This is a genomic window from Sphingomonas agri, from assembly GCF_038148795.1.
In the GTDB taxonomy this organism is placed as follows: Bacteria; Pseudomonadota; Alphaproteobacteria; order Sphingomonadales; family Sphingomonadaceae; genus Sphingomicrobium; species Sphingomicrobium agri.
The window spans coordinates 826,535-842,485 of the sequence record NZ_JBAPEU010000001.1; the positions used below are offsets into that span (position 1 = coordinate 826,535).

A 15,951-nucleotide genomic window follows, 5' to 3' on the forward strand; every position below is an offset into this window, starting at 1 on the left:
GATGGTCCTCAGGGCTGGGTTGCCGCCTGCATCGCCTCCGCGCGCTGGCGATAATCTTCGGCAAGTGCGAGATGGCGGGCCCTTGCAGCCTCCGTCAGCGCACGCATCGCGGCAAGCTTTTCGCGCGCGGCCTGTCGCGTAAAGAAATGAATGCTGGGGTACACCCTCGACCTCCCCGGTAGCCCGGCACCAATCGACTCCTAAACGGGCTATCATGCAAGCTTTATTGTGAGTTGAATCCCGGCCGGAAAATCCTCCGTAAATGAACTGCTTAGCGCCTGGTCATTCCTCGGTCCGAATGAGGACCGTCTCGCCGATTAGCAGGAACAGAAGGAAGGGCGCCCAGGCCGCGATAAGCGGGGGATAGGTCCCGGCATTGCCCATCGCGAGGCTGAAATTGTCCACCATGAAATAGGCAAATCCGAGCGCCATCCCGATGACCGCGCGCAGGAGCACCTGACCCGAGCGGGCGAGTCCGAATGCGGCCACGGCCGCGAGCAGAGGCATGAGCAGGATCGAGAGAGGCTGCGAAATCTTGTGGGCAAGGCCCGCACGCGCTTCGTCTACGGGACGTCCGGCGGCTTCGAGTTCGGCGGTGCGGCGCCGGAGGGTCCAATAGTCGAGCTCTGTGGGATCGACCTTGGCAAGTGTCAGCTGGGTTGGCGTGACACCTTGCATGCCGGCCATCTCGGGAACACGTCGGACGACGTTCATGTTGGCATTGTAGATGCGGACGTCCTGAAGCACCCAGTCGCCCTGGGCCGGCCGCGGCAATGCGCGCGCCGCACTGATCTCGCGCTGGAGGATCCCGCCGGAGCGGTCGAAGATCGTCACTCCATGCGCCGTAAAGGGCCTGCCGCCGACCGTGCTCGCGCGGATCAGGTCGTCGCCGTCCAGAACCCAGACGTTGCCGAGGATCCCGCTCGCGGGGGGCACTGGCTTATAATCATTGTCGGTCCATGCGCTGACCCTGCGGGTCGAATTGACGACCACGCCCTCGTTGAAGGCAAATAAGGCGGCGGCGATCGCGATACTCGCCACGATGAGTGGAGCAAGGATCTGGTGCGCCGACAGGCCCGCAGCCTTCATCGCGACGACTTCGCTGTTCTGGTTGAGCCCCACGAACGCGATCAGGGTCCCGAGAAGCACCGAAAAAGGGAGGAAGCGGGAGATGAGGATCGGCACCCGAAGCACGACATATTGCCAAAGGTCCGCATCGCTGTTGCCCGGAACAGCGAGGATCTTCCCGGATTCTCCCAGGAGATCGAGCGTCATCAAAATGAGGACGAGAGCGACAAGCACCGCAAGGCTGCGCGTCAGGAACAGCCGCACCATGTAGAGAGCGAGACGCCTCGAGGGAAAGAAGCCGAGGTTGATCATGCTTCACGAGGCTTTGGAAAAAGACCGCGGATCCACTTGGCGGCGAGCGCGAAGAACCGTTCGAGGGCGCCGATCGGCTGCCCCCCGGGCCGGTCGGCAAGCACGTGGTACATCCACAGGATCAGAACGCACAGCAGCGCGAAGGGCAGCCATAGCCCGAGGGTAGGATCGATGTCGCCGCGCGTCGCAGCCGCGGCGGCATATTGGTTTATCTTGTGATAGGCGACCACGACCAGGATGGAAACGAAGATGCCGAGGCTCGATGAGCTGCGCTTCGGCGGCACCGCAAGCGCCACTGCGAGCAGCGGAAGCATCAGCATCATCAGCACTTCGACCATCCGGAAGTTGAAGTCGGCCTTCGCCGCGATCTGGTCCGCGTGCGTCTTGGCAGCCCCGCCGTAGCCAAGGCGCCAGAGCTCATGGAGGTAGAGCTCGTCGGTCTCGCCTGCTGCCCGCCCCCGGAACTGCCCGATGATCGGCAGGCTGACCGGAAGATCGTAGGTGTCGAAGGCGAGCGTCCTTGGCGTCGGGAAGCGCGGGCTGTCCTGGACCAGCCGGCCCTTGGTCAGCCGGAACAGGATCTTGTCGGGATCGTCGGTCGCAAGGAACCGGCCCTGCTGCGCGGTCGCCGCGATCGTCATTCCCTTGCCGTCATCGCTGTGAACGAAAATACCGTGCAGCTGCGTGCCCTTCTTCTCGCTGCGGTCGATCCGAAGGGTTAGCCGACGCCCAAGCTGGTTGAACTCGCCGACCTTGATGGCAGCGCCGAGCGCGCCGGACTTGAGGTCGAAGCGAAGGCCCTCGTAGCGATAATGGGTGTAGGGCTCGAGATATCCAACGATGAAGAGATTGATGAGAGCGAGCGGGATTGCATAGGAATAGGGTATGCGCAGCAACCGCGTGTAGCCGATGCCGATCCCTCGAAGCGCATCCAGCTCGGACGAGAGGGCAAGCTTCCTGAAGGCCAGCAGGATGCCCATCATGAGGCCGATCGGAATGCCCAGGGACAGATATTCGGGAAGAAGATTGGCAAGCATTCGCCAGACAACGCTGACCGGGCCGCCGGCATCGACGACATATTGGAAGAGCCGCAGCATCTTGTCGAGGACGAGGAGCATCGCTGCGAGAATCAGCGATCCCACCAGCGGGACCGCGATGGAACGCGCAAGATAGCGATCAATCAGTCCAACTCGGGGCAAATTTGGTCGTCCCAGCACCATGATTTGGCCGCAAAGGCAGCCGAGATTCCATCGTGGATGGGTGAACCCGCACTTCGGGAGCCTCCATCCGCTTTGAGGCCCTATAGCGAAACGGTCAGCGGATTCATGCCGGAAATGCTGCGACAAGCCGATGATGCTGCCGCCCCGGTGGGGGAGGAGAGCTCATGCGCGTCCGCGGCATGCCCCAACAGGTCCCGAGTCAGGATCGCGCTGCTCTCCAATCCCAGGTCGACAGGCAATATCGCGCAGTTGCCGAGAATCCGCGAATATTGCGCGGACCACCCGGACGTCTTCCACTATGAGGTCGAGCACGCCCACCAGATCGGCGAGGCGATGAAGTCGATCGCCAGGGTCCGGCCCAAGGTGCTCGCCATCAATGGGGGCGATGGCACTGTCCAGGCAGTGTTGACGGAACTCACCAACGGTGGTCATTTTGGCGATAGTCCGCCCCCGGTCGCGGTCCTTCCGAGCGGCAAGACCAATCTCATTGCCCTTGATCTTGGCGCCCGCGGTGATCCGGTGACGACGCTCGAGCGCTTGATCGCGCTCGCGCGAACCGAGGATCTTCCTGACTATACCGTGGCGCGCGAGCTGATCGCGCTTCGCAGGCCCGGCGGGGAAGACCGGCCCGTCATCGGCATGTTCCTGGGAGGTGCAGGCCTTGCCGATACGATGCTTTACTGCCGCGACAAGATCTATCCTCTGGGACTGCCCAACGGACTTTCTCACGGGATCACGGCCTTTGCGCTGCTGCTGAAAACGATGCTGAAGATGAAGGCAGGTTTCCTGCCGCCCGATCCGCAGCCACTAAGCGTGTCGCTTAGGGAAGAGGGCCACAACATCACCGGGCGTTTTTCGCTGCTCGCTGTTACGACGCTCGAGAGGCTTCTCCTTGCAAGCGAACTTGGCGGACGCCGCTCGGGAGTCCTGAAGCTTCTCGCCGTCGAAGAACGGCCAAGTTCGATCCTGCGTGGTATCGTAGCGAGCCTGCTCGGCAAGCTCGGGCGTGAGAAAGTGCGCGGGGTTCATTTCGAAGAGGCAAAGGAGATCACCATCGAAGGCGAGAATTCGAACATTATCCTCGATGGCGAGACATTCCGCGCAGAGCGCGGCAGCCCGATCAACCTCAGGCCAGCCCAGCCCCTCGCGTTTGTAAAGCTGGCCGCCTAACCTCCCGCCACTCTTCTGCAGCCTCTGAGGCAAGACGGTAAACCTTCCAGAAAGTTCTGGTGGACAATCGCTTCCGCCGGATTCACCACTTCCCTCGAGGAGCGCCATTGCGGCAGGAATTTCGGGATATGCTTCAGTCTGGCGATCAAATGCTGCTCGGTCCTGTCCGGGGCACCCGCAGACAGCGAGTGCGCGCATGTCGCAGACGATAGAAAATTAGCCCGTGTCTGACTTGCAGGCCCTCGTTGCTGAGGAACTCAACCTTCCCGTCGATCCGCGCGTCAGCGCGCTCGCCGCGGGCATCGCGCAAAAGCATGGCGCGGCATCGCGCGCCGTTCTCTTCTACGGCTCATGCCTGCGCGAGAAGCAGCTCGCCGGGCTGATGCTCGATTTCTACCTCATCGTCTCGGATTATCGTTCGGCTTATGGGAAGCACTGGCTTGCTGCCGCCAACCGTCTGATCCCGCCCAACGTCTTCTATTTCGAATATGACGGGCTGGTCGCGAAATATGCGGTGCTGAGCGAACCGGACTTTGCGCGTCTGGTAGGTCCCGAAACCCGCAACGTCTCGGTCTGGGCACGCTTTTCCCAGCCCTCGCGTCTCGTCTGGGCATCGAGCCTCGAGGCGGGCGAACGTGCGATCGAAGCTGTTGCCCGCGCTGCTCCAACCCTTCTTGCCGCTGCGCGAGCCAAGTCCTCCGAAAAGCCGCTGGCGCTTTGGCGCCGCGCCTTCGCCCTCACCTACGGCGCCGAGCTTCGGGCGGAGCGAAAGGCTCGCGCATCGTCGGTAGTCGAGCTCGATCCAGAGCGTTACCTGCGCTTCACCGGGCCTGCCCTCGAGGCCGCGCGATCGTTGCGGCCCAGCGGGAGCTGGACCCGGCGCCGCATCGAGGGGAAGGCGCTGTCGATCCTTCGCCTTGCCAAGGCCAGCCTCACCTTCGCCGGAGGCGCCGATTATATCGCCTGGAAGATCAACCGGCATGCCGGTACCGATATCCGGCTCAAGCCTTGGCAGCGACGGCACCCGCTCCTTGCCGGGCTCAGCCTCTTGCCCCGCCTGCTGAAGAGCGGGGCGGTTCGCTAGTTCGTGCAAGCGCCGAGGCGACGGCGCTCGCGAGGGCACCCACGGTGAACGGCTTGCGCAGCAGCTCATAGCCGCGCAGGTCGTCGGTCTCGCCTTCGCCGACATAGCCGGTCACGAACAGCACGGCGAAATCCCGGTCTTCATTCGCCTTGAGAAAACGGATCAGCTCGGGGCCGGTCATTTCCGGCATGATGACGTCGGTGATGACGAGGTCGAATTGCTGAGCTCTGAAGATCTCGATCGCCTCGGCTCCGCTGCTGCAGGAGACCGGGTCGTAATCGAGGTCTTCGAGTGCGTCGACGGTTGCAGTCCGCACTCTGGGATCGTCCTCGACGAGAAGGATGCGTGCACCTGGAACATGAACGTCCTCCGACCGCTGGAGCGCCGGGTGAAGCCGTACGGTCTCGGCGACTTCGGTTCGCGGGAGATAAATCGAGACGACCGTTCCTTTGCCTACCTCGCTCTCGATCCCCACTTCTCCGCCCGACTGGTGGGCAAAGCCGAAGATCTGGCTAAGTCCAAGGCCGGTGCCCTTGCCCACGGGCTTGGTCGTGAAAAAGGGCTCGAACGCGCGCTCGAGCACCTCCGCCGACATTCCGCATCCAGTATCGGAGACGCTGATCCTCACATATTCGCCCGCGCGGACATCCCCGACCTCGTTTGCGCCAAGGGTCGCATTTTCCGTCGCGATGCGCATCTGCCCGTCCCCTTCCATCGCGTCGCGCGCGTTGACTGCGAGGTTGACGATCGCGTTCTCGAGCTGGTGGGGGTCAACGTAGATCGGCCAGCTGCCGGCAGCGACGTCGACGTCGATCCGGATTCGCTCGCCGAGCGTGCGGTCGAGAAGGTCGGACATGCCCTCGATCAGCCCCGCAGGATCCACCCGTTCGGGGAGAAGGGGTTCCGACCTCGCAAAGGATAGAAGACGGCGGGTGAGGGCGGCTGCCCGAGTTGCGCCTTCCATCGCGTTGTTGAGGTGCATCATCACCTCGCGGCGCGGCCCGTTCAGACGGCGCAGCGCGAGATCGATGCCGCCCACGACGACGGCGAGCATATTGTTGAAATCGTGGGCGATACCCCCGGTGAGCTGACCCACCGCCTCCATCTTCTGTACCTGTCGAAGCTGGGCTTCGGCGGCCTCGCGCTCGAAGGCCTCGGCCTTCAGTGCCTGGTTGGTATCCCAGAGTTCCTGCGTGCGGTCACGGACCGCCTGTTCGAGCTGCTCGGCCCGTTCGGCCTCGCTTGCTGCCTCGCGCCTCGCCTGCGCGTTCTGGCGAAGCGCTTGGAAGGCGAACACGCCGAGGAAAATCGCTCCGATACCGACCAGCAGTCCAAGCCAGCTGAGATAATCGGTGAACTGATCCGCCTGGGCGGAGAAGATCTGACTTTGCTGTATCCGGTCGGCCTGCGACTGCCGCTCGGCACGAATGATCTCTTCAAGCTTGTCGTCGAGAGCCTTGCCCGTGCCGGTCGTTGCCGCCCTGTAGAAATAGCTGATGCCGGTGTCGCCCTGCTTCGCGAGGGCGGCCTGGGCCGCAAGGGCGAGTTCGCCGCCGCGCTTGTCGTAGAGCCGCTCGACGTCGGCGACGCGTCCGCGCTGTTCGGGGTTGCTCCGCTCGAGAGCCTTCAGCTGGCCGATCTGGTAGCCGGCGAGTTGCCAGTCACTTGCATAGACGTTGCCACTGGTTTCGACCTTTTCATCGAGGACGAAGCGCGCGAGTGCAGCTTCGGCGCGCGAGACATTGGCGCTGACGTTGCGAACGACGAGCGCGACCTGATTGGACTGCCGTTCGGCCGAAAGGGCCTGTTCGCGAGCGTCGTTGGCGAACTTGACCGCGAAGACCATGACCAAAAGGACGAGGGCCGCAACGAGGCCGACGGCCGCAGCACCGCCACGACCCCAGTCGAACCGGACGTCCTCCCCGTCGCCCATCATCCCGGCAATGTAATCGTGTTAACTTTTGGGGGAAACCCACGAAAGACTGCGGTTCCGCGCGGATTCCTCAGCTGATGCAACCTGTTGCACGGCCCGCCGCAGCAAACATGCCGAGGATCTCGCCGACCTGCTCGTCGGAGTGGAGAGCGCATAGCGAGCAGCGCAGCAAAGTCATGCCGGCAGGCGTTGCGGGCGGCCGTGCGAGATTGACGTACAGGCCCTCGTTGAGAAGCGCCTCCCACATTGCGGCCCCTTTTTCGAGGTCGGGCATGATAACGGCGATGATCGCCGACTGTGGCTCCTGGGTGCCGAGGGTGAAACCGAGCTGGCGAAGGCCGGCGTGGAGGCGCTTGGAATTCTCCCACAGGTGAGCGCGCTTGCCCGCGCTGTCCATTAGCTTGCGTATCGAGGTTGCAGCAGTGGCAACGACGCTGGGCGGGAGCGAAGCGGTAAAGACATAGGGCCGGCAGACCAGCCGCAGGATTTCGAATTTGGGATGGTTGGACACGCAAAAGCCGCCGACGGTGCCGACCGACTTGGAAAAGGTGCCGATGATGAAATCGACGTCGTCGATGACGCCTTGTGCCTCGGCCACGCCCCGCCCATGCTCGCCGATGAAACCCATGGAATGCGCTTCGTCGACGAGGACCATAGCCCCGTTTTCCTTGGAAACAGCGACCATTTCCCTGAGCGGTGCGACATCGCCCAGCATCGAATAGACGCCTTCGAGAACAACCAGTTTGCCGGCGCCTTCAGGAATGCGCTTCAGGCGCTTCTCGAGCGCTTCGATGTCATTGTGGCGGAAGGGTACGATCTGCGCATTTCCCATTGCGCAGCCGTCATAGATCGAGGCGTGGCTGTCGATGTCGAGGACGATGTAATCGTCCTTGCCGGCGATGGTGGAAATGACGCCCAGGTTCGCCTGGTAGCCGGTCGAGAAGACCATGGCATGGTCCATGGCGTAAAAATCCATGAGCGCCTGCTCGACGGCCTTGTGCCCGGCGTAAGTGCCGTTGAGGACACGGCTTCCTGTCGTCCCCGACCCGAACTCCCGAAGCGCCTTCTCGCCGGCAGCGATCACGTCCGGATCGAAGGTCATGCCCATGTAATTATAGGTGCCAAGGAGGATCGTCCGGCGGCCATTGCAAATGGCGACCGTGGGACTTTCGACACTTTCCATCGTGAGATTGAAGGGGTCGGTCACCCCGCCCGCGAGGAGTTCTTCGCGCTGCTTTATCAGCGGATCAAACTTGGAGAAGAGGTCCGTCACGCCTTGAGCTTCTCCAGTGCATCGGCCAGCTGGCCGACAGTTTCGATCTCGGCCTGCATATTCATCGAGATGATGACGTCGAACTCGTCCTCGACGTTGGCCACGAAATCGAGGACCGTCAGGCTGTCCCACTCGAGGTCCTGGGCGAAGCGGGTGCTCTCCGTCACTGGAATAGCCTTCTTGTTGAAGGGCTCGATCAGCTCGAGAATTTTGGCGAGGGTTTGCTGGCGGTTGGACATGGCGGGCTCGTTAGTCGGCGACCGGCGGTTTCGCAACGCAATGGGGCGCGAATGCGGCGCTGATCCGACACGGAAGCGACGGCGCTCCCGATCGTTCGGGATCCGGCGCCGGTGGACATGCCGCTCGAGCGGCGATGCCGATCAGTCACCTTGGCGGGAGATCGGGCTCGCGCCTCAATTCATTGCTGGGCGTCGAGCACGTCGTCGTTTGCCGTGGGCCAGCCCTCGAAGAGCGATGCGCGGTTGAGCTTGATGAGGCGCTTCATTTCCCTGCCGCAGGCGTCGAGATCGTCCTTTAGCAACTGGATCGCGCCGTCGACTTCATCGTCGTCCTCGCAATTGGCGGTGAGCTGGTGGGTCCTGGTGAGGACCCGCACGCCGTGAATGCCATGTTCAACGTGGAACTTGTCGAGAATGCCGGTCATGCCCGCCTCCATGTCTGCGCGGGAGCATAACATGGTTAACGCCGTCCCCAAACCGGGCGCCTGCCAAGTCAGCCGCGCTGCGTCGCGAGGTTCATCATGTCGGGCGAAACGGTCATGTTCGCGTTCATGTGCGCCATGATCCAGATGGTACCGATCATTACGAGGAAGACGATGAGCACACCAAAGGCCAGGGCAAGGACGTTGTTGGTATTGTCGGGCCCGGTCGTGATGTGGAGGAAAAAGACGAGGTGGATCCCCATCTGGGCGATCGCGAGAACGACAAGGCCGGTTGCAACGCCCGGTCCCCAGAGAACCGCGGTCGAAGCCACCCAGAACGATATTCCGGTAAGGATCAGTGCAAGCCCAAGACCGATGACGTAAGCGATGGTCTCGCTAAGGATATTGCTGTGAGGTTGGCCTGGCGCGACGTCCAGCAGTTCGCTTTCGTCTTCGGTCATGGCAGTGTTCCGATCAGATAGACGATCGTGAAGATCGCGACCCAGATGATGTCGAGCGCGTGCCAGAAGATGCTGAAGCACAGGAGGCGCCGCATGATGTGCGGCTGGAAGCCCTTGGTCCAGATCTGCGCCATCATCGTGCCGAGCCACAGGAGGCCGGCCGTGACATGCCCGCCGTGGCACCCGACGAGCGTGAAAAATGAGGAGAGGTACGCGCTGCGGCGGGGACCTGCTCCTTCCGCGATCATGTTCGCAAATTCGCTGAGCTCGATTGCCAGAAATACGAGGCCCAGCAATCCCGTGAGCACCAGCCAGATCTGCACCAATGGCATGTTGCGCCGCTTGGCGGCGATCATTGCTAGCCCGCACACGAAGCTGGAAAGCAGGAGCGCCACTGTTTCGATCGCGACGAGGGTTCGATTGTAGAGCTCGTTTGTCGACGGCCCACCGTCCGTCGCGTGAACGAGCGTCGCATAAGTGGCAAACAGCGCCGAGAACAGCACCATGTCGGAGAGGACGAAGAGCCAGAATCCATAGGGGACGACGATGCTCTTTGACTGAGGCCCCCGTTGCCCAAGGCCCGTATCCTCGGAGCCCCCGTGGGTGAGGCCGATTGCTGCCGCTTCGGTGGTCATGTGGACTGGCTCAGCTTGTGGAGATGTTCCTTGCGGATGCGGCGCCGCTCGCGTGCGTTCGCTCTCACCTCCTCGACGGGTATGATATGTTCATTCTCGTCGCGCCAGGCATACCAGACGAAGATTGCAAAAGCGCCGATCAGACCCAGGATTGCCAGCCACCATATGTACCAGATGATCGCAAAGCCGCAGAGGGAGGCGAAGAAGGCGACAATCACTCCCGTGGGAGTGTTCACGGGCATCTCGATCGGCTGATAGTCTGGTTCCTTGATGAGCTCGTCCATCTTGATCGCCGTCTGCTTGCGCGTCCAATAGGCCTCTTCGCCATGGACGTCGGGAAGCACGGCGAAATTATAGTGCGGCGGGGGCGACAGGGTCAGCCACTCGAGCGTTCTGCCGTCCCAGGGATCGCCGGTCACGTCGCGGCGCTGGTCGCGCGTCCTGATTGAATAAAGGAGCTGCACGACCGTCAGCACGATCCCAAGGCCGATGATCACGGCGCCCACGAACGCGACATTGAGCAGCGGAGCCCATGTGGGATCCGGGATGTGCTGCATCCGCCGCGTCGCTCCCCAGAACCCGAGCACGTAGAGCGGCATGAAGGCAAGGTGAAAGCCGATGAACCAGCACCAGAAGACGGCCTTGCCGAGGCGCTCGTCGAGCGTGAAGCCGAAGGCCTTGGGAAACCAGTAGGTGTAGCCCGCCATGATCGCGAACACGACGCCGCCGATGATCACCTGATGGAAGTGAGCAACGAGAAACAGGCTGTTGTGCACCACGAAATCAACGGGCGGAATGGCGAGCAGGACCCCGGTCAATCCCCCGATCATGAACGTGAGCATGAACCCGATCAGGTAATAAATGGGCACGTTGAAACGGACGCGACCCCCATACATGGTGAAGAGCCAGTTGTAGATCTTCACGCCCGTCGGGATGCCGATGATCATGCTGGCGATGCCGAATACGGCATTGACGTCCGCACCTGCCCCCATGGTGAAGAAATGGTGCAGCCAGACGCAGAACGAGATGATGCAGATGGCGAGCGTCGCGAACACCATCGACCGGTAGCCAAAGAGCGGCTTGCCCGAGAAGGTCGATGCCACCTCCGAATAAATGCCGAACGCCGGCAGGACGAGGATGTAGACTTCGGGATGCCCCCAAACCCAGATGAGGTTCATGTAGAGCATCGAATTTCCGCCACCGTCATTGGTGAAGAAATGAAAGCCGAGGTAACGGTCGAGCATCAACAGCGCCAGGGTCACCGTCAGCACCGGGAATGCCGCGATGATTAGGAGGTTGGAGGCAAGGGCGGTCCAGCAGAAGACCGGCATCCGCAAATAGCTCATCCCGGGTGCCCGGATCTTGAGGATCGTCGTCACGAAATTGACGCCTGTAAGCAGAGTCCCGACGCCTGATATCTGGAGTGCGACCAAGTAATAATCGACGCCGACGCCGGGCGAGAACGCCTTTTCGCTCAAAGGCGGAAAACCCAGCCATCCAGTGCGAGCAAATTCGCCGAGGAAGAGGCTGAGATTGACGAGCAGGGCACCCGATGCGGTGAGCCAGAAACTCACATTGTTGAGCGTCGGAAAGGCAACGTCGCGTACGCCCAGCTGAAGCGGCACCACGAAATTCATGAAGCCGATGACGAGCGGCATCGCCACGAAGAAGATCATGATCGTGCCGTGCGCCGAGAAGATCTGGTTGTAATGCTCGGGCGGAAGATAGCCCTGCGAGCTTCCGATCGCGAGTGACTGCTGAGCGCGCATCATGATCGCGTCGGCAAAGCCACGAACAAGCATGACCAGGCCCAGGACGATGTACATGACGCCGATGCGTTTATGGTCCGGCGAGGTGATGTACTCGTTCCAGAGATAGGGCCACCAGCCGTTTTTCGTGATCCAAATCGCGATTGCCGCCACCGCTAGCAGCACCACGAGCGAAGTGATGAGCGGGATGGGCTGGTTGAAGGGGATCGCTTCCCACGTCAGTCTTCCCAGCATCGTCAGGCCCTCGAACCCGGAACCGGTTGGTTATGGACCGGTACCGGGACCGGATTGGGCGGCGCGCGGTCGGCAACGATGGCGTCGAACAGGCCGGGCACGACCGTTCCATAGGTCATGGGGTTCACGTAGCTGCTGGGCTTGGAGAGCTGCTGGTAGCCACTGGCATCAAGAGCAGCGCCGCTCCCCCGTGCCGATTGGGCCCACATTGCGAACTGATCGGGCGGAAGCGAGTGAACCTGGAACTGCATTCCAGGGAAGCCGTCGCCGCTGAAGTGCGAAGAGAGGCCGGGGAACGTTCCCTGCCTGTCAGCCTGAAGGTTCAGGCGCGTTGTCATCCGGGGCATGGTGTAGATCATCGTTCCCATCTGCGGCACGAAGAAGCTGTTCCACACGGTCGCCGAAGTCAGCCGGAAGCTGACCGGGGTCCCTGCAGGAACGACAAGCTGGTTGACCGTGGCGATGCCCTGGTCCGGGTAGATGAAGAGCCATTTCCAATCGAGCGAGACGACTTCGACCTTAAGCGGCGGGACGGAGGATTTGAGCGGCTTGCTCGGCTCAAGGTCGTGGCTTCCGATCCAGGCAATGCCGCCAAGAAGCATGATGGTGAGTGCCGGGATCGACCAGACGACGAGCTCGACGGCACCGGAATATTCCCAGTCGGGACGATAATCAGCCTTGGCATTGCCGCGCCTGAACCACCAGGCGAACGCGATCGTCGCGATCATGGTGGGAATGATGATGGCGAGCATGATCGCGGTCGAATTGATGAGAATGGTCTTTTCGGCGGCGCCAACCGGCCCGACCGGATCGAGAATGCCGCGATTGCAGCCAGCGAGGAGGACGAGAGGTGCAAGGAGGACCGCCTGCACCCGGCGGGAGCAGCCCTGGTCCACGTCCCCTTTCCAGCGGATTGAGTTCACGCGCCCCCGTTCGAGTCGAGTCCCCAGAAGGAAAGCGCTTACGCCCGTTGAGGTTCCAACAACAGGCTGGGGATTTCACATTCTAAAGGAAGCGCGGCTCTGCAGTGGATCAAAGCCAACCCTGCGCACGGTACCAGGCGGCAGTTTCCACGAGGCCTTGGGACGTATCGACTTGCGGTCGCCACAGGGCCCTTGGTGCCGAGCGCTTCGGTTCGACCACCCAGTTGCGGTGCGAGAAATAGGCGGCGCGGTCGATCGTGAGCTTGGCCTTTTCGCCGCGCAGCAGCTGGTCGGCCCGGGCAGCCAGGCGAAGGAGGAGCCCCGGCGAGGAAATGACTGCGGCCTTGGTTCCAACGGCGTGGGCAAGAGCGCGCGCGAACTCGCGGTGCGTCCAGCCGCCGGGTTTGCCGTCGTCAGGCTCGATGAGGCAGCTCGTAGGCGCTTGGGGGCTCGTCAGTGCGAGGAGCAGCCGCGCAAGATCGCTGACGTGGATCACCGACACCCTTCCCTTGGGCGGCATCAGCATCAGTCCGATCTTTGCCATCCGAAAGAGCTCGAGCGTCTCCTTGTCTCCCGGCCCATAGACCGCGGGAGGGCGAACGATCGCCCAATCGAGGCCGGAACCATGGACCAGCTCCTCCGCGCGCGCTTTTGAGCCTCCGTAGAGCGAAAGCTTGGGTTCTCGCGCAGCGAGCGATGAGACGTGGACGAAGCGATGGATGCCGCCCGCGGTTGCTGCCGCGAGCATTGCGAGCGTCCCCGCAACGTTGCCGATCTCGAAGGCTGCCGCGCTCTGTCCGCTGATTGTCCCTGCGACGTGAATGACGGCGTCCACTCCGTCCACCAGCTTCTCGAGCGCATCGCGGCTGGAAAGATCGCCCGAGATCCAGGTGAGCCCTTCCCTTTCCGGCTGGTCCCGTCGCGTCAGAGCATTGATCTGATAACCGGCGGCAAGTGCGGCATTGAGGAGGTGAGAACCGACGAAGCCGGTGCCGCCGGTGACCGCCAGTCTCATCGCAGCGCAATCTTCAAAGAGGTGACCATGACCGCTCGTCCACGGCATCATCTGGCCCTCTGGCGCTGGTGCCGAGCCGTTCGATGATGGTGTCGAGAAGCGGATCCATGCCTTCCTCAAGCGGTGCAGAGATCGGGAATACCTTCGAGCCGGTCTCCTTCTCCAGCGCCTTGACCATCTTCTCCCGTTTCTTTTCGTCGATGAGATCAGCCTTGGTGAGCGCGATCACCTCGCTCTTGTCGGCCAGTCCCGCGCCATATTCGTCGAGTTCCCCACGCACGATCCGCCAGTTCTCGATGGGATCGCTGCCGGAAGCATCGATCAAATGAAGCAGCAGCCGCGTGCGCTCGACGTGGCCGAGGAAGCGATCACCGATCCCGGCTCCATCCGCTGCGCCTTCGATCAGTCCCGGGATGTCGGCCACGACGAATTCGCGGCCCTTGTGGCGGACGACGCCGAGTTGGGGGCGCAACGTCGTGAATGGATAGTCACCGACCTTTGCAGAGGCGTTGCTGACGGAGTTGAGGAAGGTCGACTTACCGGCATTGGGAAGACCCAGGAGGCCAACATCGGCCAGAAGCTTGAGGCGCAGCCAGACCCACATTTCCCCGCCTGCTTCCCCTGTCTGGTGCTGGCGCGGGGCGCGGTTGGTCGAGGTCTTGTAACTGGCGTTGCCGCGGCCCCCCATGCCTCCCTTGAGGAATGCGACGCGCTGCCCGACCTTCGTGAGGTCGGCAAGAAGCGTACGCTCTTCGTCGTCGGCAAGGATCTGCGTGCCGACGGGAACCTTGACCACCAGGTCGCTGCCGCCGGCACCGGTCTTGTTGGAGCCCGCTCCCCCCTTGCCCCGCGGCGCACGGAAGTGCTGGGTGTAACGAAAGTCGATGAGGGTGTTGAGGCCGGGCACGGCTTCGAAGACGATATCTCCGCCCTTTCCGCCGTCGCCGCCATCGGGCCCGCCGAACTCGACGAACTTCTCGCGGCGGAAGCTTACTGCTCCCGGGCCGCCAGCGCCCGAGCGCACGAAGATTTTGGCCTGGTCCAGAAAATGCATGACGGTGTCGCCCGTTAGGCGATGGCGGCGGCGAGAGAAAGCCCGCCCCGGGCGGAACTCTCGGCCGGTCCCTGTCTATGAACCGGCTGCTAGATGCCGCTCACGGAGATTTCGGCGCCATCGACGTCCCGGAGACGGGCAACGCGCGTCCCGTGGATGTCGGTGGGCGGGCTGGTGAAGACCAGCCCCTCCGCCTGGCCGGAAGCATAGAAATTGTCGATGTCGGTCGTCCCGAGGCCGAGCTGCACGCTGCCTGCCGGGTTCTCCTCCGATGCCGGATGAAGGGCGAGCGTCGTCTCGCCCGTCTCGAATTCACTCCAGAAGGGCGACTGAAAACGGGGGGTCAGACCGAGGGCGTCCCGGTAGAAGGCAATCGCCTCTTCCATGTCGCTGACGAACTTGATTGCATAGTTGAGGCGCATTGGCTCATCTCCGCTTGAGGCGGGGAAAAGGGCGGATCAGCACTGACCCACGCCTTCGCCTTTGCACCGCGTCTGCTGCGCCCTCTCAACTTCCTCACGATTGCGTCGCCGCTGCTCGGCCCATTCCGCGCGGGTCATGCAGACCCGCTTGGCGGAAAGCCTCGTGCCGATGTCCTCGACCTTCTCGCAAATGGTCTGCGTAGGATCGCTTGCAGCACTGGCGACGGCGGCATTGGGCGGCCGCGCAATGCCGGGGTCGCGCGCTGAGTCGCCCGCAAAGCTGAACGCGAGGCCGCCCTTGTACCAGCCCGCCGGGCTCTTTCCGTTGGGCGAATAGTCGCCCCCCTGCATCATCTCGAGCACTGCGCCTCCAACGATGCTCTCGGCTTCCGCACAATTGAGCTGGGGGAGCACGATGCGCTGCAGCGAGCCGTCGGGCGCATATTGGGTGGCGAAGGTCAGGTTGAAGTCGAGGCGCCCCTGCCTGAGCACGAATGATGGGCAGTGCTGGGACTGGGCGATCTCGAAGAGCTTCGCCTGCATCTTCTCGTTCAAGTGGTTGTAGCCGCGCTGGCTGAGATTGGGGAGATTGCTCCAGTCACCGTTGGCGGTTTCGACGGTCACTGCAAAAGCAGGGACGGAAATCGCTGCAAGCAGCAATGCGGCAGTGGATAGACGCACCATCTTCATCTCCCTGTTGAAATTCGGCAGGAATTG

The 15,951-nt window shown here is 62.3% G+C and carries 17 protein-coding genes; 2 read left to right on the top strand and 15 right to left on the bottom strand.

Translation table 11 applies throughout. The features are described from left to right. Positions 1-8 precede the first annotated feature (8 nt). From V8192_RS04095 to lptF, 3 genes are all read right to left on the bottom strand, one after another. Positions 9-164 (bottom strand): hypothetical protein, encoded by a 156-nt coding sequence (locus tag V8192_RS04095; RefSeq protein ID WP_341631771.1) that lies wholly within the window; start codon positions 162-164, stop codon positions 9-11. 118 nt (positions 165-282) lie between these two features. Then, complete coding sequence (gene lptG / locus V8192_RS04100; RefSeq protein WP_341631772.1) at positions 283-1,380, bottom strand: LPS export ABC transporter permease LptG; 1,098 nt, start codon at positions 1,378-1,380, stop codon at positions 283-285. After that, the gene (gene lptF / locus V8192_RS04105; protein ID WP_341631773.1) at positions 1,377-2,600 is read right to left on the bottom strand and encodes an LPS export ABC transporter permease LptF; all 1,224 of its coding nucleotides are present in this window, start codon (positions 2,598-2,600) and stop codon (positions 1,377-1,379) included. Before lptF ends, lptG begins: the two co-directional genes overlap by 4 nt. A 114-nt stretch (positions 2,601-2,714) precedes the next feature. Here lptF and V8192_RS04110 point away from each other — a divergent pair, with 114 nt between their 5' ends. After that, the gene (locus V8192_RS04110; RefSeq protein WP_341631774.1) at positions 2,715-3,770 is read left to right on the top strand and encodes a diacylglycerol/lipid kinase family protein; all 1,056 of its coding nucleotides are present in this window, start codon (positions 2,715-2,717) and stop codon (positions 3,768-3,770) included. A gap of 223 nt (positions 3,771-3,993) precedes the next feature. Then, complete coding sequence (locus V8192_RS04115) at positions 3,994-4,854, top strand: hypothetical protein (protein ID WP_341631775.1); 861 nt, start codon at positions 3,994-3,996, stop codon at positions 4,852-4,854. On the opposite strand, the gene V8192_RS04120 is transcribed toward V8192_RS04115, so the two are convergent. The 12 genes from V8192_RS04120 to V8192_RS04175 form a co-directional block, all read right to left on the bottom strand. Then, positions 4,811-6,790, bottom strand: coding sequence for an ATP-binding protein (locus tag V8192_RS04120; protein ID WP_341631776.1), 1,980 nt, complete (start codon positions 6,788-6,790; stop codon positions 4,811-4,813). The two genes, V8192_RS04115 and V8192_RS04120, sit on opposite strands and share 44 nt — an antisense overlap. Positions 6,791-6,857: 67 nt before the next feature. Further along, positions 6,858-8,060 carry a serine palmitoyltransferase gene (spt, locus tag V8192_RS04125; protein ID WP_341631777.1) on the bottom strand — a complete coding sequence of 401 codons (1,203 nt, stop codon included), beginning with the start codon at positions 8,058-8,060 and terminating at the stop codon, positions 6,858-6,860. After that, positions 8,057-8,299 (bottom strand): acyl carrier protein, encoded by a 243-nt coding sequence (locus tag V8192_RS04130; RefSeq protein WP_341631778.1) that lies wholly within the window; start codon positions 8,297-8,299, stop codon positions 8,057-8,059. Before V8192_RS04130 ends, spt begins: the two co-directional genes overlap by 4 nt. Before the next feature lie 179 nt (positions 8,300-8,478). Next, complete coding sequence (locus V8192_RS04135) at positions 8,479-8,724, bottom strand: hypothetical protein (protein WP_341631779.1); 246 nt, start codon at positions 8,722-8,724, stop codon at positions 8,479-8,481. A gap of 68 nt (positions 8,725-8,792) precedes the next feature. Continuing rightward, on the bottom strand, positions 8,793-9,182 hold the full coding sequence (cyoD, locus tag V8192_RS04140; RefSeq protein WP_341631780.1) for a cytochrome o ubiquinol oxidase subunit IV: 390 nt from the start codon (positions 9,180-9,182) through the stop codon (positions 8,793-8,795). Continuing rightward, positions 9,179-9,817: a cytochrome o ubiquinol oxidase subunit III gene (gene cyoC, locus V8192_RS04145; RefSeq protein WP_341631781.1), complete on the bottom strand. Its 639-nt coding sequence runs from the start codon at positions 9,815-9,817 to the stop codon at positions 9,179-9,181. The genes cyoD and cyoC overlap by 4 nt, the downstream gene beginning before the upstream one ends. Next, positions 9,814-11,820: a cytochrome o ubiquinol oxidase subunit I gene (cyoB, locus tag V8192_RS04150; protein ID WP_373276313.1), complete on the bottom strand. Its 2,007-nt coding sequence runs from the start codon at positions 11,818-11,820 to the stop codon at positions 9,814-9,816. Before cyoB ends, cyoC begins: the two co-directional genes overlap by 4 nt. Before the next feature lie 2 nt (positions 11,821-11,822). Next, complete coding sequence (gene cyoA, locus V8192_RS04155; RefSeq protein ID WP_341631782.1) at positions 11,823-12,716, bottom strand: ubiquinol oxidase subunit II; 894 nt, start codon at positions 12,714-12,716, stop codon at positions 11,823-11,825. Between the two features lie 136 nt (positions 12,717-12,852). Next, positions 12,853-13,758 carry an NAD-dependent epimerase/dehydratase family protein gene (locus V8192_RS04160; RefSeq protein ID WP_341631783.1) on the bottom strand — a complete coding sequence of 302 codons (906 nt, stop codon included), beginning with the start codon at positions 13,756-13,758 and terminating at the stop codon, positions 12,853-12,855. Positions 13,759-13,771: 13 nt separating this feature from the next. Continuing rightward, the gene (obgE, locus tag V8192_RS04165) at positions 13,772-14,812 is read right to left on the bottom strand and encodes a GTPase ObgE (protein WP_341631784.1); all 1,041 of its coding nucleotides are present in this window, start codon (positions 14,810-14,812) and stop codon (positions 13,772-13,774) included. Between the two features lie 89 nt (positions 14,813-14,901). Next, entirely contained in the window at positions 14,902-15,234 is a 333-nt protein-coding gene (locus V8192_RS04170) for a VOC family protein (protein WP_341631785.1), read from the bottom strand. 36 nt (positions 15,235-15,270) lie between these two features. Then, positions 15,271-15,918: a hypothetical protein gene (locus tag V8192_RS04175; protein WP_341631786.1), complete on the bottom strand. Its 648-nt coding sequence runs from the start codon at positions 15,916-15,918 to the stop codon at positions 15,271-15,273. Between the last annotated feature and the right edge of the window lie 33 nt (positions 15,919-15,951).